General features: G+C 59.8%; 24 protein-coding genes. 9 read left to right on the top strand and 15 right to left on the bottom strand.

The window, feature by feature from the left end; genetic code table 11:
- Positions 1-6: 6 nt before the first annotated feature.
- Complete coding sequence (flgF, locus tag FHX06_RS20835) at positions 7-741, bottom strand: flagellar basal-body rod protein FlgF (protein ID WP_112541973.1); 735 nt, start codon at positions 739-741, stop codon at positions 7-9.
- A 249-nt stretch (positions 742-990) separates the two neighbouring features.
- On the opposite strand from flgF, the gene motA reads away from it, so the two are divergent.
- From motA to FHX06_RS20805, 6 genes are all read left to right on the top strand, one after another.
- Entirely contained in the window at positions 991-1863 is an 873-nt protein-coding gene (motA, locus tag FHX06_RS20830; RefSeq protein ID WP_037071050.1) for a flagellar motor stator protein MotA, read from the top strand.
- Positions 1864-2811 (top strand): FliM/FliN family flagellar motor switch protein, encoded by a 948-nt coding sequence (locus FHX06_RS20825; RefSeq protein WP_112541531.1) that lies wholly within the window; start codon positions 1864-1866, stop codon positions 2809-2811. It abuts the gene before it with no gap.
- A 66-nt stretch (positions 2812-2877) separates the two neighbouring features.
- Positions 2878-3504, top strand: coding sequence for a flagellar motor switch protein FliN (gene fliN, locus FHX06_RS20820; protein ID WP_183880739.1), 627 nt, complete (start codon positions 2878-2880; stop codon positions 3502-3504).
- Between the two features lie 28 nt (positions 3505-3532).
- Positions 3533-4570: a flagellar motor switch protein FliG gene (fliG, locus tag FHX06_RS20815; protein ID WP_112969854.1), complete on the top strand. Its 1038-nt coding sequence runs from the start codon at positions 3533-3535 to the stop codon at positions 4568-4570.
- Positions 4571-4701: 131 nt separating this feature from the next.
- Positions 4702-5781: a flagellar biosynthesis protein FlhB gene (gene flhB / locus FHX06_RS20810; protein WP_112541534.1), complete on the top strand. Its 1080-nt coding sequence runs from the start codon at positions 4702-4704 to the stop codon at positions 5779-5781.
- A gap of 5 nt (positions 5782-5786) precedes the next feature.
- The gene (locus FHX06_RS20805; RefSeq protein ID WP_112541535.1) at positions 5787-6227 is read left to right on the top strand and encodes a hypothetical protein; all 441 of its coding nucleotides are present in this window, start codon (positions 5787-5789) and stop codon (positions 6225-6227) included.
- 59 nt (positions 6228-6286) lie between these two features.
- On the opposite strand, the gene visR is transcribed toward FHX06_RS20805, so the two are convergent.
- The 13 genes from visR to FHX06_RS20740 form a co-directional block, all read right to left on the bottom strand.
- Positions 6287-7033: a transcriptional regulator VisR gene (gene visR, locus FHX06_RS20800; RefSeq protein ID WP_183880737.1), complete on the bottom strand. Its 747-nt coding sequence runs from the start codon at positions 7031-7033 to the stop codon at positions 6287-6289.
- Between the two features lie 8 nt (positions 7034-7041).
- Positions 7042-7788 (bottom strand): transcriptional regulator VisN, encoded by a 747-nt coding sequence (gene visN, locus FHX06_RS20795; protein ID WP_113211391.1) that lies wholly within the window; start codon positions 7786-7788, stop codon positions 7042-7044.
- Between the two features lie 600 nt (positions 7789-8388).
- Entirely contained in the window at positions 8389-10086 is a 1698-nt protein-coding gene (fliF, locus tag FHX06_RS20790; RefSeq protein ID WP_113211390.1) for a flagellar basal-body MS-ring/collar protein FliF, read from the bottom strand.
- A gap of 112 nt (positions 10087-10198) precedes the next feature.
- Positions 10199-10588, bottom strand: a complete 390-nt coding sequence (locus FHX06_RS20785; RefSeq protein ID WP_183880735.1) for a hypothetical protein — start codon at positions 10586-10588, stop codon at positions 10199-10201.
- A gap of 16 nt (positions 10589-10604) precedes the next feature.
- Positions 10605-11159 (bottom strand): chemoreceptor glutamine deamidase CheD, encoded by a 555-nt coding sequence (gene cheD / locus FHX06_RS20780; RefSeq protein ID WP_112541540.1) that lies wholly within the window; start codon positions 11157-11159, stop codon positions 10605-10607.
- Positions 11156-11545, bottom strand: a complete 390-nt coding sequence (locus tag FHX06_RS20775; RefSeq protein ID WP_007816129.1) for a response regulator — start codon at positions 11543-11545, stop codon at positions 11156-11158. The genes cheD and FHX06_RS20775 overlap by 4 nt, the downstream gene beginning before the upstream one ends.
- Positions 11545-12591 carry a protein-glutamate O-methylesterase CheB gene (cheB, locus tag FHX06_RS20770; protein ID WP_113146986.1) on the bottom strand — a complete coding sequence of 349 codons (1047 nt, stop codon included), beginning with the start codon at positions 12589-12591 and terminating at the stop codon, positions 11545-11547. The genes FHX06_RS20775 and cheB overlap by 1 nt, the downstream gene beginning before the upstream one ends.
- A complete protein-coding gene (gene cheR, locus FHX06_RS20765; RefSeq protein ID WP_112541542.1) occupies positions 12588-13499 on the bottom strand; it encodes a protein-glutamate O-methyltransferase CheR in 912 nt (303 codons plus the stop codon). Before cheR ends, cheB begins: the two co-directional genes overlap by 4 nt.
- A complete protein-coding gene (locus tag FHX06_RS20760; protein WP_112541543.1) occupies positions 13496-13963 on the bottom strand; it encodes a chemotaxis protein CheW in 468 nt (155 codons plus the stop codon). Before FHX06_RS20760 ends, cheR begins: the two co-directional genes overlap by 4 nt.
- A 6-nt stretch (positions 13964-13969) precedes the next feature.
- Positions 13970-16270: a chemotaxis protein CheA gene (locus FHX06_RS20755; protein ID WP_112969858.1), complete on the bottom strand. Its 2301-nt coding sequence runs from the start codon at positions 16268-16270 to the stop codon at positions 13970-13972.
- Positions 16271-16290: 20 nt separating this feature from the next.
- On the bottom strand, positions 16291-16656 hold the full coding sequence (gene cheY1 / locus FHX06_RS20750) for a chemotaxis response regulator CheY1 (protein ID WP_003570362.1): 366 nt from the start codon (positions 16654-16656) through the stop codon (positions 16291-16293).
- Positions 16653-16949, bottom strand: coding sequence for an STAS domain-containing protein (locus tag FHX06_RS20745; RefSeq protein WP_112541545.1), 297 nt, complete (start codon positions 16947-16949; stop codon positions 16653-16655). Before FHX06_RS20745 ends, cheY1 begins: the two co-directional genes overlap by 4 nt.
- 63 nt (positions 16950-17012) lie before the next feature.
- Complete coding sequence (locus tag FHX06_RS20740; RefSeq protein WP_113211389.1) at positions 17013-18641, bottom strand: globin-coupled sensor protein; 1629 nt, start codon at positions 18639-18641, stop codon at positions 17013-17015.
- Between the two features lie 646 nt (positions 18642-19287).
- On the opposite strand from FHX06_RS20740, the gene FHX06_RS20735 reads away from it, so the two are divergent.
- Complete coding sequence (locus FHX06_RS20735; RefSeq protein ID WP_113211388.1) at positions 19288-20712, top strand: ArnT family glycosyltransferase; 1425 nt, start codon at positions 19288-19290, stop codon at positions 20710-20712.
- A 6-nt stretch (positions 20713-20718) separates the two neighbouring features.
- Here the strand turns inward: FHX06_RS20735 and FHX06_RS20730 are convergent, their stop codons facing one another.
- Positions 20719-21024, bottom strand: coding sequence for a helix-turn-helix domain-containing protein (locus FHX06_RS20730; RefSeq protein ID WP_113012953.1), 306 nt, complete (start codon positions 21022-21024; stop codon positions 20719-20721).
- A gap of 34 nt (positions 21025-21058) precedes the next feature.
- Here FHX06_RS20730 and ybaL point away from each other — a divergent pair, with 34 nt between their 5' ends.
- The gene (gene ybaL, locus FHX06_RS20725; RefSeq protein WP_113211387.1) at positions 21059-22876 is read left to right on the top strand and encodes a YbaL family putative K(+) efflux transporter; all 1818 of its coding nucleotides are present in this window, start codon (positions 21059-21061) and stop codon (positions 22874-22876) included.
- A gap of 15 nt (positions 22877-22891) precedes the next feature.
- A complete protein-coding gene (locus FHX06_RS20720; protein WP_112969862.1) occupies positions 22892-23311 on the top strand; it encodes a hypothetical protein in 420 nt (139 codons plus the stop codon).
- Positions 23312-23381 lie beyond the last annotated feature (70 nt).

Below are 23381 nucleotides of genomic sequence, written 5' to 3'. Positions count from 1 at the left end.
CCTGCCTTAGCGGCTGCCGCCCAGCGTCTGAACCGCTTCCTTGAAGGAATCTTCGCTGTCGCGCATCAGGGACGAGACGCTTTCGAAAGCGCGGTTCACTTCGATCAGCTGCGTCATCTCATGCATCGCATTGACGTTGGAATTCTCGAGGTAGCCCTGCTCGACACCGACATCGAAGCGATCGACGACGGCACGCGGCTGCTCTGTCGTCATGACACCGCTATTTTCGTAGCGCAGGAAACCCTTGTTGAGATCCGCTTCGAAGAGGCCAAGCGAGCCGACCTGGCGGTCGTTCTGGTAGATGATGCCGTCGGTGCCGACCTTCGGTTCGCCGCCGGCTGTGTTGAGGACGATGGGCGCACCACCCGCATCGAGAACCGGATAGCCGCGGGTGGAAACCAGTTCGCCGGTATCGCGCATCGTGAAGCGGCCGTCCCTTGTCAGAACGCGGCCCGCCGGTGTGTCGAGAGAGAACCAGGCATCGCCCTTGATGGCGAAATCGAGCATGTTGCCGGTGTGCTGCATCTCACCATGGGAAGTGTCCATGTAGTCGTTGCCCTGGGAGACGAAGGCGACCTTGGTGTTCGTCTTGTTCTCGTTGTTCGCCATCATTTCGTCGAACTTTACCTCGGTGCCGCGAAAACCGGTCGTATTCACGTTGGCCATATTGTCGGCGATCGTCGTCAGGCGTTTTTCGAGAGCCATCTGGGACGACAGGGAAACGTAAAGACCGGATTGCATGTCGGTAAGCTCCACATTGGCGATAAACGGGACGAAACACCGGGCTCCTTTTCGTTCGGCCACGGGTTCCGCTGAGCGGCATCTCAGACATGGGCGCGCATAGGCCCACTCGTCACGTTCAATATGAAGGCAAATCCTTGCGCGAAACTGGCAGCGCAAAAGCATACGCCAAAACGGCATTCATCAGCCTCACGCAAGGCACAAACCCTATCCGTCGCAAAGAAAAGCAACGTTCAGATTGGGCTGACGATGAATATTATTATCGGATTTGTAGTTGTCTGCGGCTGTATCGTCGGTAGCTTCATGGCCATGGGCGGCGAAGTCGATGCTCTTTTTCAGCCCTTCGAATTCCTGATCATCGGCGGCGCCGGCCTCGGCAGCTTCATCATGGCGAACCCCATGAAGGTGGTGAAGGACTCCGGCAAGGCGCTCGGCGAAGCCTTCAAGCACTCCGTTCCCAAGGAGCGCAACTACCTCGACACGCTCGGTGTGCTCTATTCGCTGATGCGCGACCTGCGTACGAAATCGCGCAACGAAATCGAAGCGCATATCGACAACCCGGCTGAATCGACGATCTTCCAGCAGGCTCCGACAGTTCTGAAGAACAAGGAACTGACGGCCTTCATCTGCGACTACGTGCGCCTGATCATCATCGGCAATGCCCGCTCCCACGAGATCGAGGCGCTGATGGACGAAGAAATCAACACCATCCTTCATGACAAGATGAAGCCTTACCACGCGATCCAGATCATGGGCGATTCGTTCCCCGCCATCGGTATCGTCGCGGCGGTTCTCGGCGTCATCAAGGCCATGGCGCATATCAACGACTCGCCGGAAGTGCTTGGCCACCTCATCGGTTCGGCACTCGTCGGCACATTCCTCGGCATTCTGCTTTCCTACTGCGTCTGCTCCCCGCTGGTCTCCCAGATCAAGGTCGTCCGCTCCAAGCAGCACCGTCTCTACGTCGTCGTCAAGCAGACCCTGCTTGCCTACATGAACGGCTCGGTGCCGCAGGTCGCCCTCGAATACGGCCGCAAGACGATCTCGGCGTATGAACGCCCGTCGATCGACGCAGTGGAACAGGAAATGATGAACCCAGGTGGCGAAAACAAGGCAGCTTAAATGACTATGAGCAATGCTTCGCATGACAACCAGACAATGGATCCCGCCCTTCTTGCCAAATTGACCGGCGGTCTCGGCGACAGGGGCAGGGTTGCCAAGCTCTGCAGTTCCTTCGGCGACATATACAGCGAATTCTTTCCCGACGTCCTGAAAAGCGAAACCGGCCTCGATGTGACAGTCGGCTATCTTGGCTGCGAGATCGGCTACAAGAATCACCTGATCGACGATCTCAGCACCAACATGACGCTGGTCGATGCGACGCTGCGCAATTGGTCGCAGAACATCACCATCGGCTGTGGCAACGGTTTCATCATCACCCTGATGGAGCACCTGCTTGGGGCCACGGCCGAAACGATCGAGGAGCCGGCCGACCGGCTTCTCTCCATTATCGAACTCGATCTCGCCGGCATGGTGTTCGACAAGATTTCCAAGGTGCTGCGCTCGGCCGTGAACGCGCCAGGCGGATTCGAGCCCAGCCTCTCGGCGCCCTTCGCGCATGAGGCCCGTGTGCGTCCGCCGGAGGATCGCACCGACGAATTTGCCGCTGCGATCAACATGTCGATCACGCTTGCCGGCATCGTTTCCGAATTCAGCCTGATCGTGCCGCAGACGGCACTGCTCAAGACGACGGTTTCGGCCCCGAAGCCGAAGAAGCAGCCCAGCAAATCGCCCGAGTTCACCGAGCAGATCGGCGACCAGGTTCGCCGCTCGCAGGTCACCCTCGAAGCGAAGATCCATCTCCAGGACCTGACATTGCGGACGATTTCCAAGCTAATGGCTGGCGATGTCATTCCTTTCCGGGACAGTGGCGACGTGCGCGTTGAAGTCAGCGCCAACAGCCGGGAATTGTATGTGTGCGAGTTCGGGCGTTCAGGCGACAACTACATGGTGCGCGTGAAAGACACCATGAATTCGGATGACGAGCTGATCCGGCACTTAATGAATTAATCGGTTCTCTCGCTCTCAGCGCCACAAAGGCAGTTTGAGGCAAGTTTCAACTGGAATAGTGATTTCATGGCTACGAAGAAGACACAGCAGAATAGTGACCTCTCCCTGGACATGCCGGGCAATGAAGCCGATCTGGATCAGGCTATCGACGATCTGCGCGGCGTGTTGAAGAAAGATACGGACGGCGACTTTCCGCAGTTCGGCGACGACCTGCAGAACGATGCTTTCGCAGCAGGAACGGATCTCTCGCCATTCGGCGGTGATGCCGGCGAAACATCCTTCGGCGGTGCCGATTTCGCAGGAAGCGATTTCGGGGGCGGCGATTTCGGCGACGATGCTGCCGGCAGCGGTGCAGCAGGCTTTCCCAGCCTCGACGCTGCGCCGAGCTTCGGCGGCAATTCCTTCCAGTCCGCTCCGGCACCGCTCGGCAGCGCGCTGAACTCGAACTTCGACCTGATCATGGACATTCCTATCGATGTCCAGATCGTGCTCGGGACGAGCCGCATGCAGGTTTCCGGCCTGATGAACCTCACCGAGGGTGCCACTATCGCGCTCGACAAGAAGATCGGCGAGCCGGTCGAAATAATGGTGAACGGCCGCAGGATTGCACGCGGCGAGATTACGGTTCTTGATAACGACGACACGCGATTCGGTGTAAAACTGATAGAAGTTTTGAGCACGAAAAAAGCCTGATCCCTGTGTGGGACGGAGAGGTTAGACCATGATGGACTTTGACGATTTCGGCGGCGCACTTGCCGGGAAACCGTTGACCCAGGCTGAAAAGGCGGCGGCAGTTCTTCTCGCTATGGGGAAGGGGGTCGCCGGCCGGCTGCTGAAATATTTTACGCAGGCCGAGTTGCAGACCATTATCGGATCTGCCCAGGCGCTTCGTGCGATCCCGCCGGACGAGCTCCTCCAGCTCGTCAGCGAATTCGAAGATCTCTTCACCGAAGGCGCGGGTCTGATGGACAACGCCAAGGCGATCGAGGCCATCCTCGAGGAAGGGCTGACCCCTGACGAAGTCGACAGCCTTCTCGGCCGCCGCACCGCTTTCCAGGCCTACGAAACCTCCATCTGGGATCGTCTGGCCGAGGCGGAACCTGCTTTCGTCGCCCAGTTCCTGTTGCGCGAACACCCCCAGACCGTTGCGTATATCCTATCCATGATGCCCTCGTCCTTCGGCGCGAAGGTATTGCTGCAGCTTCCCGACAACCGTCGTGCCGACATCATGAACCGTACGGTCAACATGAAGAGTGTCAGCCCGAAGGCTGCACAAATCATCGAAAACCAGGTGATGACGCTGCTTGCCGAGATCGACGCAGAACGCAACGCATCGGGCTCCACCAAGGTCGCCGACCTGATGAACGAGATGGACAAGCCGCAGGTCGATACGCTGCTCACCTCGCTCGAATCGATCAATCGCGAAGCGGTCAACAAGGTTCGTCCGAAGATCTTCCTTTTCGAAGATCTTATGTTCATGCCGCAGCGCAGCCGCGTCATGCTGCTCAACGACATCTCGACCGACGTCCTCACAGTCGCCTTGCGTGGCGCATCGGCGGAAATCCGCGAATCGGTTCTTTCCTCCATCAGTCCGCGCCAGCGCCGCATGATCGAATCGGATCTTCAAAGCGGCATGGCCGGCGTCAATCCGCGCGAGATCGCGATTGCACGGCGCGCCGTGGCGCAGGAAGCGATTCGCCTGGCCAATGCCGGCCAGATCGAACTCAAGGAAAAGGAAGGCGGTCCGGCGGCCGCCTAAACCATCGCAGCTGTTGACAATTCGACTGGCCGGCAAGGCGGCGGTTGATCGACAAGACGCACACGTCTACCCTTCTTGGAAACGGGCCGCGCTTTAGCAGCGGCCTTTTTCTTTGACGGAGGGCCGCAGACTTGGCCGATGAAGACAAGGACAGCAAAACAGAAGCCCCTACCGCGAAAAAGCGGTCTGATGCTGCCGAAAAAGGTAATACCCCCCACTCGCGTGAAATTTCGATCTTCACGACGATTCTCGCGACCTTCATCTACCTCGTCTTCTTCCTTCCCAGCGCAACGTCGCACATGGCCGAGACCCTGCGCGACATCTTCGAGCAGCCAGACCAGTGGAAGATCGAAACCGGACCTGACGTCATCTCGCTCTTTGTGAAGCTCGGCTGGGCCGTTGCGGCGCTTCTTGCCCCGGCTTTCATCATGTTCATAGTGTTCGGTATCGCCTCATCCGTCTTCCAGAACCTGCCGACACCGGTTCTCGAACGCATCCGTCCTCAGGCTTCGCGTATTTCGCCCGTCAAGGGATGGTCGCGGCTCTTCAGCCTCCAGGGGCTCGTCGAATTCGGCAAGTCGCTGTTCAAGGTGGTCGTCGTCGGAGTGATTCTCTTCTTCGTCCTTAGAAGCGAATATTTCGGCTCGATCGATGCGATGTTCTCCGACCCGCAGACGATCATGGTTCGCATGATGACGGCCATGCGCAAGATCATCATCGTGATGCTGATCGCCACCGCCATCGTCGCCATCGCCGACGTGTTCTGGACGCGCTACCACTGGTTCACCGAACTGAAGATGACGAAGCACGAGGTGAAGGAAGAAAACAAGCAGTCGCAGGGCGACCCGTTCGTCAAGAGCAGACAGCGCTCCGTCATGCGTGACCGCGCCCGTCGGCGCATGATCGCCAGCGTTCAGCGCGCCACCCTCGTCATCGCCAACCCGACGCACTATGCCGTGGCGCTGCGCTACGTGCGCGAGGAAAACGATGCACCGGTCGTCCTGGCCAAGGGCCAGGACCTTATTGCGTTGAAAATCAGAGAGATCGCCGAAGAGAACAGCATTCCCGTGTTCGAGGATCCACCTCTCGCACGCTCCATGTTTGCGCAAGTCTCGGTGGATAGTGTCATACCGTCAGTCTTCTATAAGGCCGTCGCGGAACTCATTCACCGGGTTTACGCCGCGGAGGCCAAGAACAAACGGGTAAGATAAGTCGAATGAAAAAATGCCCCTACTCTGCCCAGCGTGAAAAAATCCTTGCAGAAGCAATCAGCCCGGTCGCAACCGAGCTCAGGCTTCTGGACGCATCCGATCTGATTTCTCTGCTGCGTTTCGAGTATTACGGCAATCTCGCCGACCTCGTCGCCTCCGCAGCGGAACTGTTTTTCCATCCCGGCACCGTCAACTTCGGCCTGGGGGGAAACTATACGCTGGAATGGGGCGGCAAGCCCGAGGTCGTGCTCGATCTGGAAATCAAGCCGCGCGGCGTGACCGTCTATGCGCAGCTGACGCTGGCCGAGGACCATGCCGGTATCGAGATCAATCATATTTCCTTCCAGAACGCTTCCAGCGATCCGGACGCAAACACGGCTTTTCTGCAAAGAAGCCTGCACGAAGCGCGCTATATCGTGGCAAAGCCACAGGCGCTCGCCGGCTAAAGCAGTTTACGCTTGGGAATATCAGGCCCGGCCCGCAAGGCGCCGGGCTTTGCCGTTCTTTAGCTGATGTAGCCGAGCCGGATCGCCTTGGCGATCGCCTGGATACGGTTGACCGAATCAAGCTTGATGGTGGCCGAGCCGAGATAGGCGTTCACCGTGTGGACGGAAAGGCCGAGCTTGTCGGCGATTTCTTCGCTGATACGGCCGTCGCCGGCAAGCTGAAGGCAGGCGATCTCACGCTCGCTCAGCGCTTCCGTTGCCGCCGCACGACGTTCGTCAAGCGACAGCAGGTCCATCATGACATTGCAGCATCGGCCGTGCAGCTCGATGATCGTGTCGCTCAGGGGATCGAGATCGTCGCCCGTGAAGAGCACGAAGCCGTTGCCGATAGCGCCGAGACGCACCGGAAAGGCAAGACCGGAGAAAGGAACCACCCCGTCTTTCAGCCTCACCATGAAAGGTGAGAAGTCGGCAGGACCCGGAGCCGCGCGATCATGGCTGCCCGCCCAGAACAGCGGCAGCAGCGAACGATCGATGTGATTGAGCAAAGCCTCGCCATGGGCATCGACGAAGGCCTTGCCGAAGCCGGCATTCGAGGGACCCCAGTTTTCCAGCTCGCAGATCAGTCGCTGCTTTGCCGGCACGCCGGAACCCGTGACACGAAAGACAGCGAAACCTTGCGCATCCGCGAGCTTCTGCATGGCAATCAGGCGCGGAAAAAGGTCAGACCGGCTGGAAATCCTGTTCACGCGCACCATGCGCATCTGGTCCGTATTGCCTATCGCCCTGCCTGGTTGATGCCCCATAATTCCCCTCAAACGAGATTGTTGCGAACGGCGAAGGCTATCGCTTCGGAACGCGTCTTCGTTGCAGTCTTGCGCATCACGCTGGTAATATAGTTATTGATGGTATTCCGGGAGATACCGAGGATCATGGCGATCTCGTCGCTTGTCTTGCCTTCCGCGATCCAGAAGAGACATTCCAGCTCCCGCTCCGTCAGCTCGAAATCGCGATCGACCTTCGTGCCCCCGCACCGAAGGAAGCTTGCGAAATAGCCTGCAAGAAGGCCCACGTCCCGGAGACGTTCCGGCGAAAGCACGAAACCTTCCCTGAACAGGAACATCAATGCCAACCGAGATCGGCCGACATTGAAGGTCAGAGAACAATATTGCCGGCTTGCGCCGTGTGGCACTTCAACGCTGTCGGGCAAAAGCGCGAAGCCCGGCTGCAGCACCTGCATGCATTTTTCGAATTCGGTCGAGCGCGCATAGCCGGATACCAGGTCATTGGCGACCTCCTTCACCAGATCGAAAGGCCAGTCGGACGACACGATAAAGTCCAGACCGCTTTCCTGGATGAGGTCACAGCGCGCCATCAGATAATGCATGGCACCGACATATTCGGTCAGCGCTTGCAAGCCGGCCTGCAACTTGCCGGTTTCGGCGATGATGCGCAGACGATTGATCAGCTCGTGGCGCGGCAGAAGATCCGGCACATTGGCGCCGACGAAGTTCGCCATCTGCCTCTCGCCTCTATTCGCCTGAAATGTGTCCATATCCATTAGCAGTGACCTGCGGCTGAGAAACTATCGATTCTCGCAAAGAAGTTCTGTTTTAGGAAAAGGATTCAAACACATGCCCCACGCGAATCCCATTTCGAATCACTTAAGGGTAAGCCAACCACCGCAAATCACCATCTCCGACTTCTGGGGATTTACTTTTGTGGCCTTCCATGCGGTGATTCGACCACCATTCCACTCTCGCGAATATAGATAAAGTAGGATGATTCTGGCTTTGGCCGCAATGTTCCTCGCCTTATGCGCGAGTGGGGCCGCGCGGAATTATCGGTCTGAATGGCGTAATTATCACAGTTCCGGCCAGGGACGCGCCGAAACCGATCGCCCAACGGAAGCAAATATCAAACGCGTGAAAGCAACGACCTGTTGTTCTATTGGAAGCATACTTACATCGTCCCCCTTATTCAGGACTTCAGCGTCGCGAAGACGACACCATCCCTTTGCCGCAGGATCTCTACATCCGAATTCTTCGTTGCAAAGTAATCGGGTCCTTACGGGCCGGCTACCGGTGCCGATAACGTTTCCGTTACTGATCGGCCTATCCACAGCTGAAAAAGAAAAAGGCCGGTTTCCCGGCCTTTGTTATCATGCAGCTTCGTCGATGGCCCATTTTCTGAGGATCTTCGCAGCGCGTTCCTCGTTGATCTCCACCATACGGGCAAGCTTGCGTTCCGGACCTTCCTTGACGCGGCGGTTGAAGTTGCCGTCGTCGTCGCCGAGACTGAGCAGATCCTCGGTGCTGTCGAAGCCGAAGTCGGAGCCGAAGCCATCCATGAGAGCACCGCCCGCCGCAGCACCCGCCGGTGCGAAGTCGGGAAGTTCCAGGCCGGCCGATTCCGGAGTGGCGTCGCCGAAGACTGCGGCGGAGGATGTACCCGAGCCGCTGACGGTGCGGATGAGAGGACGCACGCCCAGCCAGATCACCACGAAGGCTACCGCAACGAAGGCCAGCGAGTTGATGATGCCTGCGAGGTTGCGGCTCAGCATATCCATGACATGGACACCGCTGTTGGCATCGTCGAGCAGCTGGTTCTCGAGGAAATCCATCGGGGTGACGGTGATGACGTCGCCGCGGTTCGGATCGATGCCGGCGGCCGAGGCGACGATCTTCTGCATCTCGGCAACATAGGCGTCAATCTTGGCCTGGTCGGCGGGCTCGCCTACCATTTTGGCGATACGGCCCTTGTTGACGACGACGGCGACCGAGAGCTTTTCGACCCGGTAGCTGTTGCGCGTGGTGGCCGTGGTCTTGCTGTTGATTTCGTAGTTGGTCTGTTCTTCCCGCTTGTCGGACTTGTCCTGCGATTGCGGACCATTTGCGCCGCCGGCCTGCGGGGCCGCCTGTGGAATGTTCTGCTCGACCGTCGTCGCATTGTCGGACTGATTCTGCTGCGACTGCTGCGCTTCCTTCGTGGAGCGAACGGAGCGCTCGACCTTGGATTCCGGATCGTAGGTGGTTTCCTGGATCTGCTGGGCGTCGGTGTTGAGATTGGCCGTGACGCTGGAGCGGAAGTTGTCCATGCCGAGGAAAGGTGCGAGCGCCTTGTCGATGTTGGATTCGACTTCCTGCTGGACATTCTGGACGATGTTGAGCGAGCGGTTCAGCGTGCCATTGGCGGCATCATCGCCGGAAGCGAGAAGCTGGCCGGCCGAATCGAGGATCGTCACGTCAGCGACATCGAGCCCCGGCACGGCCGAGGCGACGAGATGGCGGATCGAGGTGGCCGCGTTTCGTCCTGTCGCGGCGCTGGCGCGAATCATGACGGAAGCCGTCGGCTTCTGTTCGGCCTTCCGGAAGTTGCCGACCTCGGGCATGACGATGTGGACGCGTGCGGCGGTGATGCCTGAGATCGACTGGATGGTGCGGGCGATTTCACCTTCGAGCGCACGGACGCGGGTCACTTCCTGCATGAAGGAGGTGAGGCCGAGCGAGCCGACATTGTCGAAGAGTTCGTAGCCGGCATTGGCGCTGTTCGGCAGGCCGCGCTCTGCAAGCAGCAGACGGGCCTTGCCGGTCATGCCGGCCGGTACGGTGATGCTGGAGCCATCGGTCCCAACCTGGAAGTCGACATTGCTTTCAGCGAGCGCCATGCTGATCTGATTGAGATCAGTCGTCTCAAGGCCGACATAAAGCGTTTCCTGGGCCGGTTTGTTGACGAAAATTGCGGCCGCCAGGATGATTGCGATGGAAGCGGCGCCGACCCCACCAAGGATCATCAAACGCGTCCGCCCAAGGGAACCAAAGTTCTTAATAATCTGAACTAATTGATTTAACAGATTCATTCTGTTCTCGCACGATCCGTCAAAGACAAAGCAGGCTTATTGCCTCATTTGACGAATAGACGCCGAAACTTGTGCGAGCGTTTCGTTCAGCGCATCTAGGAGAATTGCAGTATCAGAAGAAATCGAAGTCGGCGGCAGCCTTGCTGAGCGGCTGGGAGTGGCCGTGGCGCGTACCGCCGCCGAGCGCTTTCTGCATCTCGGCAAGCTTGACGAGGCTGAGTGCGGTCGCGACATCGATCGACCAGTTATGCGGAATTTCACCGGTGATGGTGTCGATGAACTCGGCGAGACCGCGCGATTTCTGCACTGCGAGATCGATACCCTGCATCACCTTCATGCTATCGGGAGAATTGAGGATTTCCGAGCCGCCCAGTTCGATCAGCTGAGGTTCGATCCGTTCGATCAGGTAGGCAACGTCGTGAAGCTCGGAGACAATGCGCATCAATACGTCGCTGAGCGCCTCAACCGGCGATGGCGGCTCGATCATCGGTGTAAAAGTCATATAAAAATCCTCGCCATTAAAAGAATTCGATACTGGTCTCGGCGGGCTTTTGCGGAGCGGCGGGGCGCTGCTCGAGAGCGACAGTTCTCTGGGTTTCGGCGCCGGTCAGGGGGTATTGCCGGGCACGGCCGGACACCGGCCAGTATTCGATCTTGCGTCCATGCTCACCGCCCGTGCTGGAGCTGACCACCGGAATGCCTTCATCTCGAAGGAACTGCATGGCGAAGGCTGCGTTCTGCTCGCCGACATTCGAGAACGTCGAGATCGTCTTCGCGCCTCCGAAGATCTTGGCCTCCAGCCGGTCGCGCCGCGCGCCCTTTTTCAGGAGGCCGTTAATCAGCAGTTCCATGAGATGCACGCCGTAGCGCGTGGCATCGCCGCCGGTCATCGGGGTGTTGCCTGTCCCCGGCAGCAGGAAGTGGTTCATGCCGCCGACACCTGCGACGGGATCTCTGAGGCAGGCTGCCACGCACGAGCCAAGGATGGTCGAAAGCACCGCATCCGGATCACTCAAGACCTTGTATTCACCCTGAATGATGTGCACGCGGCGGGCCGCACCCTCAGTGATCATTTCAGGGCTCCAAACACGGCTTCGATGGCCGCTTTCATCTTTTCGATGGTGAAGGGCTTTGCCAGAACGTTGTTTGCGCCAAGCTGCGCTGCCTTGGTCACCAGCGCACGGTCGCCCTGTGCGGTGAGGATGATGAAGGCCGCCTTCTTGGTGTTCGGGTTGCTGCGCACAGCCTGAAGGAAGCCAATGCCATCCATCTTCGGCATGTTGAAGTCGGAGATGACAAGGTGATGGGGCTGCTCCGCCATGATCTTCATGCCCTGCTCGCCATCGCCGGCAGAGGTGATCTGCTTGAAGCCCAGCTGCGTCAGTGCGTCGCTGAGCAGCAAGCGGCTTGTAACCTGATCGTCAACGATCAGAACTTTGATTTTCTCCGCGATCGACATTATTCTGTCCCTTCCTTTCGGGCGGCTGTCATTTTCAGTATTTCTTCGCCGATAGCAGTCAGCGGTAGCTGCTGCTCAACTGCGCCAAGTTCGTAGGCAACTCTTGGCATTCCGTAAACAACGCAGGTTTTTTCGTTCTGACCGAGCGTTCTTGCCCCTGCGTGGCGCATTTTCAACAGCCCGGCGGCGCCATCGCGCCCCATGCCGGTGAGGATAACGCCAACGGCATTGCGCCCGGCGAGTTCGGCAACCGAATCGAAGAGCACGTCGACCGACGGGCGGTGGCCATTGACCGGCGCCCGTTCCACCAGCCGGCAGCAGGGCGCCGATGCATTGGAGACCTGCAGATGACGTTCGCCGCCGGGTGCGAGATAGACCTTGCCGATCTCGAGACGGGCGCCATCGGTCGCTTCCTCCACGACCGGCGCACAGAGGCGATTCAGCCGTTCGGAAAAGCTCTTCGTAAAGGTCGGCGGCATATGCTGGGTGATGACGGTCGGCGGGCAATTGGCCGGGAATTTTTGCAGCACGGCGATCAGGGCTTCCACGCCACCGGTCGAAGAACCGATCGCGACGATCTTGCGGCCGACGCGGAAATCGGCCACCGCGGTCGGCGTGACGGCGGCGGGCGTGGCCGGCTTGGCGAAATTGCGCTGTGTGCGGGCGGCCGCCTTCACCTTCTCGATAAGGTCGCCGAACGGGCGCGGTTCACCCGGCTGCGGTTTGCCGACGCAATCGAAGGCACCGATTTCGAGGGCCGCGAGTGTCGCCTCGGCGCCGCGATGCGTCATGGTCGAGACCATGATGACGGGCATGGGCCGCAGGCGCATGATTTTCTCGAGGAACTCGAGACCGTTCATGTTCGGCATCTCGATATCGAGCGTCACCACATCCGGGTTCAGCCGCTTGATCGCCTCGCGCGCTTCCAGGGCATCGCCGGCCTGACCGATGACATCGACTTCGGGATCCGAGCTCAAAACGGCCGAGATCAGGCCGCGCATGGTCGGCGAGTCGTCAACGACGAGAACTCTTGCCGGAGCGCTCATGCCTTCCTCCCGATACCCTTGGTCGTATAGCGATAGGTGGTGATGCCGATATTGTCGAAGACGTTCTTGGCTTCGCCCGAAACTCGCTCGGAGTGACCGATATAGAGATGACCCCCTTCCGGCAGCAGGCCGGCGAAGCGCTGCCAGATCTTCATCTGCGTCGGCTCATCGAAGTAGATTACGACGTTGCGGCAGAAGATGACGTCGAACTTGCCCTTGAACGGCCACTGGGCCATCAGGTTCAGCTCGTTGTAGGTGATGAGACGTTTCACGCGGTCGTCGACCTGGTACTTGCGGCGCCCCTGCATCTCCACCTCGGTAAACCATTGCTTACGCATGGCAGGCGAGACGGTTTCCAGCGCGTTCTCATCGTAGGCACCGGTGCGGGCGACCGCGAGGATCTTCGGGTCGATGTCTGTCGCGAGAATCTTGAAGTCGTAGTCGGCGACATTCGGCATCATTGAGAGGACGGTCAGTGCGATCGAATAGGGCTCCTGCCCATCCGAGGAGGCAGCCGACCATATCCGAACGCGGCCGCCGGCGCGCGCCCGGTTCAGAAGATCGGGCAGCACGTGGTCGCGCAGATGTTCGAAATGATGGTTCTCGCGGAAGAAGCGCGTGAAATTTGTCGTCAGGTGCGACAGCATCTCGCGCCGGGCGGCAGCACCGGCCGGCGAGGCGACAAGATCGCAATATTCGCGAAAGCCCGAAAGGCCGAGATTGCGGATGTGCTTCGACAGACGAGAGTAGACCAGCGAAGCCTTCGTCTCATTGAGAAAGATGCCGGCATCCGCATAGATCATGGCGGCGATTTCCGAGAGATCGCGGCGCGTCAGCGGGTATTCGCCGCTCGCCAGAACCTCGTCGGCACCAGGCTGCCTCTGATCTTTTACGCCAAGTGCATTCATGCGGCTTCGCTTTCGGTATCTGGGAACAGGGCTTCGAGTTCGATCAGGCAGATCATTCGCTTTTCGATCGAGAGAATGCCGCGAGCGAACTGACGCTGAAGGTCCGAGGAAATCTCGGGTGTCGGCTGAATGTCATCGTCAGTGACGGTCAGGATGTCGGAAACCGCATCGACCAGCAGGCCCACCACCTTGTGGTGGACCTGGGCGACGATGATGACGTGACGGGCACTCGGATCGGTCGGCTTCATGCCGAGACGGGCCGACAGATCGATGATCGGCAGCACTGCACCACGCAGATTGATGACGCCCACCATATAGGATGGCGAGTGTGGCATTCCGGTCGCCGGGGTCCAGCCCCGGATCTCGCGGACCGCCATGATGTTCACGCAGAATTCCTGATCGCCGATGCGGAATGCGATAAGCTCGTTTCCGCCGAGGGTCAGATTTTTCGCCGTGTACGACATTGCCTCTTATCCTACTGCCGCCAGAGACATTTCCGCCTTGAGGGACTGTCCGCGCGAGGCGCCGACCACCGCGTCCACGTCCAGGATGAGGGCCACGCGGCCGTCACCGAGGATGGTTGCGGCAGCGATGCCCGGAACGTGGGTGTAGTTCGCCTCGAGGCTCTTGATGACGACCTGACGCTGCCCCTGGATCGCATCGACCATGAGGGCGCGCTGACCGCCGCCTTCGGATTCGACGAGAAGGGCGACACCTTCGACGGGGTTTGCCTGGGTGGCGCGGAAGTTCAGGATGCGACCGACATCGACCAGCGGGCAGAAGGAATTGCGGATCGAGATCAGCCGGTGGCTCGCACCGAAGGAGTGGATCGCGGCGGCTTCCGGCTGCAGGGTTTCGACGATGGCCGTCAGCGGCACGACCAGCGTCTGGCCGGCGACCGTGACCACCATGCCGTCGAGGACGGCGAGCGTCAGCGGCAGGCTCATCGTGAAGACCGAGCCATGGCCCGGCTTCGAGGTGATGTTGATGCGACCGCCGAGCGCCTGGATCGAGCGCTTGACGACGTCCATGCCGACACCGCGACCGGAAATGTCGGAGATCTTGTCGGCCGTAGAGAAGCCCGGCAGGAAGATCAGGTTGTCGATTTCCTCATCCGACAGGTTGGCGTCAGGCGAGATCAGCTCGTTGGCGATCGCCTTCTGGCGGACCTTTTCGCGGTTGATGCCGGCGCCGTCGTCGGCCAGTTCGATCAGGATGCGGCCGGAACGATGTTTTGCCGTCAGGCGGACCGTACCTTCGGTGTTCTTGCCGGCAGCAGCACGCTTTTCAGGCGTTTCGATACCGTGGTCGACGGCGTTGCGGATCATGTGCGTCAGCGGCTCGGCCAGCTTGTCGATGACCGTCTTGTCCACTTCGGTGTTTTCACCTTCTGTGATCAGTCGGATCGACTTGCCGGTCATGTCGGCGATTTCGCGGACGATACGCGACATGCGCTGGAAGACCGGCTTCACGGGCTGGGCGCGGATCGCCATGACCGAGTCCTGGATCTCGCGGGTGAGCTGCTGCAGCTCTTCGAGGCCCATATTGATCGAGGACGTGCCGGTCGTATCGTTTTCGATGACGCTCTGGGAGAGCATCGCCTGGTTGATGACAAGCTCGCCGACGAGGTTGATCAGGCGGTCGACGCGATCGAGATCGACGCGGATCGTCTGGCCGGCGCTGGCAGCGGCATTGTTCTGGGCGGCAGCACTTGCTGCTGCAGCCGCAGCGGCGGCAGCCGATTCCTTCTTTTCGACACGGGCGGCAGCAGCAGCCATCTGCGTGACGTTGGTCGCCGTTTCGGCAGCAGCCACGGCCGCAGCCGTATCGTCGGCCGTGGTCTCGGCAGCAGCCGGTGCTTCGGAGGTACCGCCATCATCCAGGATCGAGAGATCGAACGGGACCGGGATCATCGGCAGTTCTTCATTGGTGTCGCCGGGCTTGGTGTCCTCTGCCGGCCTCACGGTCAGATCGCAATCCCATTCGGCGAATTCGAAGACCGAGCGGATGGCGTCTTCGCCCTTGTCCGTCTTGATCGTGATGTTCCAGAAGAAATAGGCGCCTTCCGGATCGATCTCATCGAGGCCGGGCAGAGCATCGGTGTTGCAATAGATGCTCATCTCGCCGAGGCGGGAGAGATCACGCAGCAGAAGGGTGGCGTCATTACCCTTTGAATAGAGTTCGAAGCGCGGCTTGAAGATGATTTCATAGGCCGGCAGATCGATCGGCTTCTCTTCACCGCCGAAATCGTCGAAGGAGAAGGGGATCGGCTGGAAGCCGCTATCGTCGGTCGGCTTCGGAGTCGGGGCTGCGGCAGCCGGAGCAGCAGCGGCCTTGGGAACCGGCTTCGGTGCGGGCGCCTCGGAAACTGCCGAAGGAGACGGCATCTCGCCGTGGGCAAGCGCTTCCAGTTCCTTGACGAGGCCGCGGCTTCTGCTTTCATCGACGCTGCCGCCATCGCGGGCAGCATTGGTCAGGTCGGCGAGCACGTCGGCCGACTTCAGCATGACCTTCAGGACGTCCTGGTTCGGCTCAAGCTTGTTGGAACGAACGCAATCAAGTGTGGTCTCGAAGACGTGGGCGAAGGCGACGAGGTCATCCAGACCGAAGGCACCGGCACCGCCCTTGATCGAATGGACCGCGCGGAAAACCGCATTGACGGTTTCCGGGTCGCGATCGCCATCATTCATTTTCAGGAGACCGGATTCCAGTTCGGCGAGCTGTTCCTCGCACTCCTGGAAAAAGATCTCTTTGATTTCGTTCATATCCATAGGAGCAAATCCTGGGCTTTTTAGGCGGTTACACGCTCGATGGCATCGATCAGCTTGGCGGGGTCGAAGGGCTTGACGATCCAGCCGGTGGCACCAGCCTGGCGGGCACGGTTCTTCTTTTCCGCGTCGCTTTCAGTGGTCAGCACCAGGATCGGGATCGCACGGTACTTCTCGTTGCGACGGACACCTTCGATGAAGCCGAAGCCGTCGAGGCGCGGCATGTTGATGTCGGTGACAATGACGTCAGGATTGGACTCTTCGAGAACCTCGAGGCCTTCAACGCCGTCTTCAGCCTGGATCGTCTCGAAACCCGCGTTGTTCAGGGTTACGAGAAGCATGTTCCGGATGGTACGGGAATCGTCCACCGTCAATACTTTCTTCTTCATTGCCGGATCTCCTTGGCAAGCAGATGGTCGATGTCGACGCCAACCAACTGCATGGTTTTCGTGAATGCGTCGGACACCTTCGAGAAGGTGATCGACTGCTTGTCCTGGTCCCAGGTCTTCTCGGCGGCCATCAGAACCTGGGCGCAAAGAGCGCCGATGCGTTCGACTGCCGAAGCATCGATCGCCAGAGGGTTTCCGCGCATGGAAAGAAGCTTGTCACGCAATGCGGACGCCTCATTGAGATCAAGAACCGCTGGCAACTCCAGCGTCTTGGCACTCTTCTTTGCTGCCATCAGCTTTTCCTTGTCCCCTTGTCCCCAACCCGCGAAAGCGAGCCGGCGTCATAATCCGATAGGTTAGTAAACATTCCGCCCACCTCCTGCTCTCGCGACAGGCAACGGCATGGTAAAATCGTCGTTTTCGTATTCGTCTTCGACCGCTTCCGGACGCGCCGCGATCGCAACCTGCCGAGGCTGGGCGGTACGTGCCGGCTGCAGCCGGGTTGCATAAGTGTTTTCACGGGCAATGCGGAATTCACGGATCGTCTGGCCAAGCTCGAGAATGACCGTGTAGAGGTGATCGGCGCCTTCGGCAGAACGCTCGGCGAAGCTTGCATTGTCTGCCACTTCGCCGCCGAGACCCTTTACATCGGCAGTCGCGGCTTCGAGGCCGGCGGCATGTTCACCGGTCTCGCTGGCGATATTGGCGATCGCCGCGTTGATGTCAGTCACCTGGCGGACGATGCTGGCAATCGAATCCTGCGTGCGTCCGACCATCTGCACGCCGGCATCGACCTGCGTCTTGGTGGTGGTCACCAGCGTCTTGATTTCACGGGCCGCTTCCGCCGAGCGCTGGGCAAGTGCCCGCACTTCCTGCGCCACGACGGCAAAGCCGCGGCCGGATTCGCCGGCGCGGGCAGCTTCGATGCCGGCATTCAGGGCGAGCAGGTTCGTCTGGAAGGCAATCTCGTCGATCGCGCCGATAATCTGGCCGATCTTCTCCGCAGACTGTTCGATATCGGCCATGGCGTTGATTGCCCGGCCGACGACCTCGCCGCTTTCCTCGACGGCGGCACGCGTGGCTGCGGCCGCCTTTTCGGCAGCCCGGCTGCCTGCTGCACCCTCGCGGACCCGCTCGGCGATGCCGGCAAGGGCAGCGGCGGAAAGCTGCAGGCGTCCGGCCTGACCGGAGGCATTGCCGGCAAAGCTGCGGGATGCGCCGGCAAGCGATTGTGTTGCGGCTTCGGCCTTCGCATTGCGCTCGGCAATCGCGGCAAATTCCGCCTGGAGGTTGTCGAGGGCCGCGTTCAGCGCGGCAGCAATGTCGGCGTGAGCGCCATCGACCGGTGCGCGCTGCGTCAGGTCCCGGGCTGACAGGCTTTCTATGACGTCACTGAAGATACGGGCGATTTCCGCCTCACCTTCGGCACGCTGATCGGCGAGTGCGCGCTGCTGCGTGGCGCGCAGCGCATTGAAACGCAGTGAGACGGCGATTTCGACATCGACCATCACGATGCGGAGGATCGATGTCATCAGGTCGGTGATCTCGCGAGCACGACGCTTGGCCGATGGCAGGACTGGGCGGCCGGCCAGTTCATCGGCGAGACCGGAAATCACGTGCTCCAGCATGACGCCGTGGCCTGCCACGTGCCAGCGGGGATCCAGGCCGATCTTGCTTTCGGTATCGGAGAGAACCTTGACGCGTTCCGCGTAGAGGCTGTCGAAACGTGCATCCGTCAACACATCCCAGTGTGAGGATTGCAGGTCGTGAAGGCGCTCGATCTGACGCTCGCTTTCGAAATTGCGCGCGGCATCCGGGAAAGACTGGAAACGATGGAAGAGATCGCGCAGGCCGGCCTTCAGATGAGCTTCAAGGGCAGGCCGATTGCGGCGGACCATCTCGCACTGGTCGGTGTCGAGACCTGCAAAGCGCAGGCGGTCACGCAGGCTGCCTGCCTGTGCTCCACGAGCCTGATCTGATGGCATATCCTGCCCCAACGCCTGTCCCCAACCACTTTCCGGGCTAACCCGGCCAAAAACTTTTGACGTTTCCGAAGAACGCTACGCACGGAGACCGTCTTCGCCATCGGTAACGACCGACGGACTGAAGCCTCCTGATCAGCAATTCTGTTTCGGAGCTGCCTGAAGAGATGGATACCGGATCGACCCGGTACGGCGGGGCGGCGTCATGCCTGGTGGGAACGAGTGCATCTTCCCATTCCGACGTGTAACCCAATGTTTATGGTTAATTCCTTGCTTGAAGGTTAATAAGCCCTTCGCGCCGATAGCTTTTGAAACAATTCGCCAGACTTGACCTAGTAAATACTGGCACAGAGTTGCATCGCTGCTACAAGGCACACGCAAGCTCTATGTTATAGAGCCGATTTGAAGAGCCTGACATGATGTCAACAAGGAAAGAGAAATGATAGTTCTCGGAATGGGTTCCTGCCTGATCGCGATTGCGATCGCCGCGGCCATCACCCTCCTCGATGTGATCGCGGCACACCGCGACAGCCGCACTCTTCGCGTCTTCTAAGACGCCGCCCTCCGACGCTCCTTACCTTTCCCGTTGGCAGCCCGATACCGTTGGTGTATCGACACGCGCTCCTGTGTCAGCGGAAGTAACCAATTAATGTCAGCTCGGACCGGCCTCTTCATCATTCTGGCGTTCACGATTTTCCGCCTCGTAACGCTGCATTTCGATACGACGGATCTGTTCGTCGATGAGGCGCAATACTGGTTCTGGTCTCAGAATCTCGATTTCGGCTATTATTCAAAACCGCCGATGATTGCCTGGGTGCTCAGGATCTTTACCGAGCTCGCCGGCTCCAGCGACATTTACTGGCTGCGGTTTCCCGGCCCTCTCTTCCACATGGCAACCGCGCTGGTGCTGATGAAAATGGCGAAGCGATTCATCGGGCCGGAGATCGAAGGCTGGGTCGGCGCGACCTATATCACGCTGCCGGCGGTTGCGCTTTCCTCTGTCTTCTTTTCCACCGACGTCATCCTGCTCTTCTTCATAGGCATTGCGCTCATTGCCTATTTCGAGTTGATGCGGCGTCGCTCTGCCGGGCTGGCGCTCCTCATGGGTGTCGGCGTCGGGCTGGCGTTCCTGACGAAATATGCCGTGCTCTTCCTTGTGCCGGGCGGCGCGATCGCGATGCTGCTCATTCCGGCGGCGCGCATCTCGGTGCGCGATTTCATCATCGCGGTCGTTACATCGGCAGTCGTCGCCGTTCCGAACCTCTGGTGGAACCTGCAGAACAACAATACGACGGTGCGCCACACCCAGGATATCGCCCACTGGAGCGATCTCGGCATCAATATCCGCGGCGGGCTGGAATTCTTCTCGGCGCAGTTTGGCGTCGTCGGCCCGATCGTCTTCTTTGCCATGCTCTGGGCCGTCTGGAACATGATCCGCGGCCGCAGCGAGCCGCGCGAGAAGATACTCGTCTGGCTGTCGATCCCGGTCGTGCTGCTCATTACCTTGCAGGCGACAATTGCCAAAGCCTATGCCAACTGGGCCGTAACGGCCTATGTGGCCGGCATCGTGCTGGCCGTCTGGGTGCTTTATCGGCTGTGGCCGAAGGGTCTCAGAACATCGCTCACGATCAATGGCATTGCCTGCCTGCTCTTCCCTTTCGCAACGATCTTCTCGCATCAACTGGTGCTGCCCAACGGCAAGGAAGTCATGGAACGCTATCTCGGCCGCGCCGAAGTCAGCCGTGAAGCTGCCGATCTTGCCGCGCAGGCCGGCGCCGGCATCATCGTCACCGACAACAGGGACATGGTCGCCGACCTCTTCCACACGCTGCGGGATACGTCCTACAAGATCTATGCCCGTCCGCCGGCCGATCTGCCGGACAGCTATTACGAGCAGGAATTCGCCCTGCCGGCCGATACCAGCGGGCAAGTCCTATTCCTGACTTCCAAGCCGCTGACCTGCGCAAACGAAACGCCGGAAATGCTGAAAAGCTGGCAGCCGGAAAAAGGTAACTACAAAGGCGATACGATCTATGTCTACAAGGTCGGCGCGGCCTGCCTGATGCGGTCCTGAGGAAGTTCAATTCACGGGGCCGGGCAGGCAGAGGCCGGTTCCGCAGCCTTCTATTTCAATAAATTTTACGCCGCCCTCCTCGAAGGCAAGGCGCAACTGTGCCTCCGTCGCGCGATGGATTTCGTGATGACGGCCTTCATAGTCGCGGATCGTGCTGCGGGAGACGGCTGCCTTGTCAGCAAGATCCGTCTGAGTCCAATCAAGCAGCCCACGAGCCGCTCGGCACAAAGCGGGCGTCAGAATTGTTTCTTTTGCACCTTGACCCATAATTCCAAGCCGCCCATATTGGTCGATATAAATCATATATGTCATGTTTTGAACAGGATTTCCAGACCGGGAGAGAGCGATGCCTCACGATACGCCTTTGATTTCGACAATCGTCGGCGGCCTCGTGCTGGCATTTATTCTAGGCGCGATCGCCAATCGCCTGCGCCTTCCTCCTCTTGTGGGATATCTTGTCGCGGGCGTTCTCGTCGGCCCTCATACGCCGGGTTTCGTTGCCGATCAAAGCCTTGCGCCGGAGCTTGCGGAAATCGGCGTCATCCTGCTGATGTTCGGCGTCGGCCTGCATTTTTCCCTTAAGGACCTGCTCTCCGTGCGAGGCATCGCGGTGCCGGGTGCTGTCGTACAGATCGGCTTTGCCACGCTGCTCGGCTGGGGTCTCGGCGCATTTCTCGGGTGGCCGACGGGGGGCAGCCTCGTCTTCGGCCTTGCGCTTTCCGTCGCCTCGACGGTGGTGCTGCTGAAAGCCCTGCAGGAGCGGCGTCTTGTCGAAACGGAACGCGGGCGTATCGCCGTCGGCTGGCTGATCGTCGAAGACCTAGCCATGGTGCTGGCTCTGGTGCTGATCCCGGCCGCGGCCAGTATCACCGGCGATGGTCATGGCCCGGTCGAACCTCTTTCGGCGGGCCTCAACCGGCTTCTCGGCCTCGATCTCGGCGTCGGCGGCATCATCGCCATGACGCTGGTCAAGGTCGCGCTGTTCGTCGCGCTCATGCTGGTCTTCGGCCGCAAGCTCATTCCCTGGACGATGCATCGCATCGCCCATACGGGCTCGCGCGAGCTTTTCCGTCTCGGCGTGCTGGCCATCGCACTCGGCGTCGCCTTTGGCGCATCCAAGCTTTTCGGCGTGTCGCTGGCACTCGGCGCCTTCTTTGCCGGCATGGTTCTCGCCGAAAGCGAACTCAGCCATCGCGCCGCCCAGGAAAGCCTGCCGCTTCGCGATGCCTTTGCGGTGCTCTTCTTCGTCTCCGTCGGCATGCTGTTCGATCCGAACATCCTAATCGAAAGGCCGCTGCCGGTACTCGCGACCGTCTTCATCATCGTGATCGGCAAATCCGTGGCGGCGTTCCTGATCGTCCTGCTTTTCAGGAAGCCGGTCGGCACAGCGCTGACAATCTCGGCAAGCCTCGGGCAGATCGGCGAATTTTCCTTCATCCTCGCCGCCCTCGGCGTCGATCTCGGCCTACTGCCGGAGGAAGGCCGAGACCTGATCCTTGCCGGCGCGATCATCTCGATCATTCTCAACCCCCTGCTCTTCTTCGTCTGTGACCGCATGCGGCCGCTCCTCGAAGCCAAGCGCGAGGAGCCGGCGGAAGCTCCAGTTCCGGCAACGGATACCGTCACGGCACATGTGGAAGAACACGTTGACGCGGACGACGTTCACCCGACGGCACTGAGCGGCCACGCAATCCTCGTCGGCTATGGCCGCGTCGGCAGCATTGTCGGCCAGAACCTCAAGTCCGCAGGCACTCCTTTCCTTGTCATCGAGGATTCCGACAAGCGCATTGCAGAGCTGCGTGCGCAGGGAATCGAAGTGCTCTCCGGAAATGCCGTCAGCCGCGAAACACTCGATCTCGCCAATATCGCCGGCGCCCGCAGCCTCGTCATCGCCATTCCGAATGCCTTCGAAGCCTGCAGCATTGCCGAGCAGGGCCGCACCATCAATCCATCGATCCTGATCGTCGCGCGCGCTCATTCCGACGCCGAGGTAGACGAACTGCGGCAATACGGCGCCGATACCGTGATCATGGGTGAGCGGGAAATTGCGCTTGGCATGGTTGACCGGCTCGCTCAAGTGCATCATGACAGTGCACCCTATGAAGACGGACCTTCGGCTGGTACAATCGTGCCGTCGGTGGAGCCTCCGCCGGAAAAAGAATGAGAGATTGGCGCGCCTTTGAGCCGATTTGGGAGTGAAATCGCTGAGACAGAGGAGACGGAGCTGGGTCAGCGCCGTCTGGCAAGTCGTATTGCCGCTTCCGTTGTCGTCGCGTTTCTCGCCTATCTCGGCCTGCTCTTCGGCGGCAATATCGTCATCAGCCCGTCGTCGGCGCCGAACAGCCTGTCGTCTTCCAGCCGGGATTCGCAGCAGACGCAGGTGACTGCGCGCGACGCCATTCGCGGCTTGCTGATCAGCGACCGCAAGATGGCACCGAAACAGCAGGTCCACGATGCCGGCCCGGCATCGCTGAACGCTGCGCCCGCACTGCATATTGCCGACTGGCGCCAGGCCGCCCCGGCACCTGAGTTTGAAGCCCCGCTGCGGCCTGCCACAGCCCGGGCTCACCAGCCCCGCGCACCGCCGCAGGCTGCCTGAATCACGTCACCTTCGGGTGCTTCTGATCAAATAGACATGTAGACATGCCGCAGCGCGGTCGCGCCGGCCA

It is taken from the genome of Rhizobium sp. BK512 (assembly GCF_014194915.1).
Taxonomy (GTDB): Bacteria; Pseudomonadota; Alphaproteobacteria; order Rhizobiales; family Rhizobiaceae; genus Rhizobium.
The sequence above is the reverse complement of the archived record's forward strand: the minus strand, read 5'-3'. Positions and strand labels throughout refer to the sequence as shown.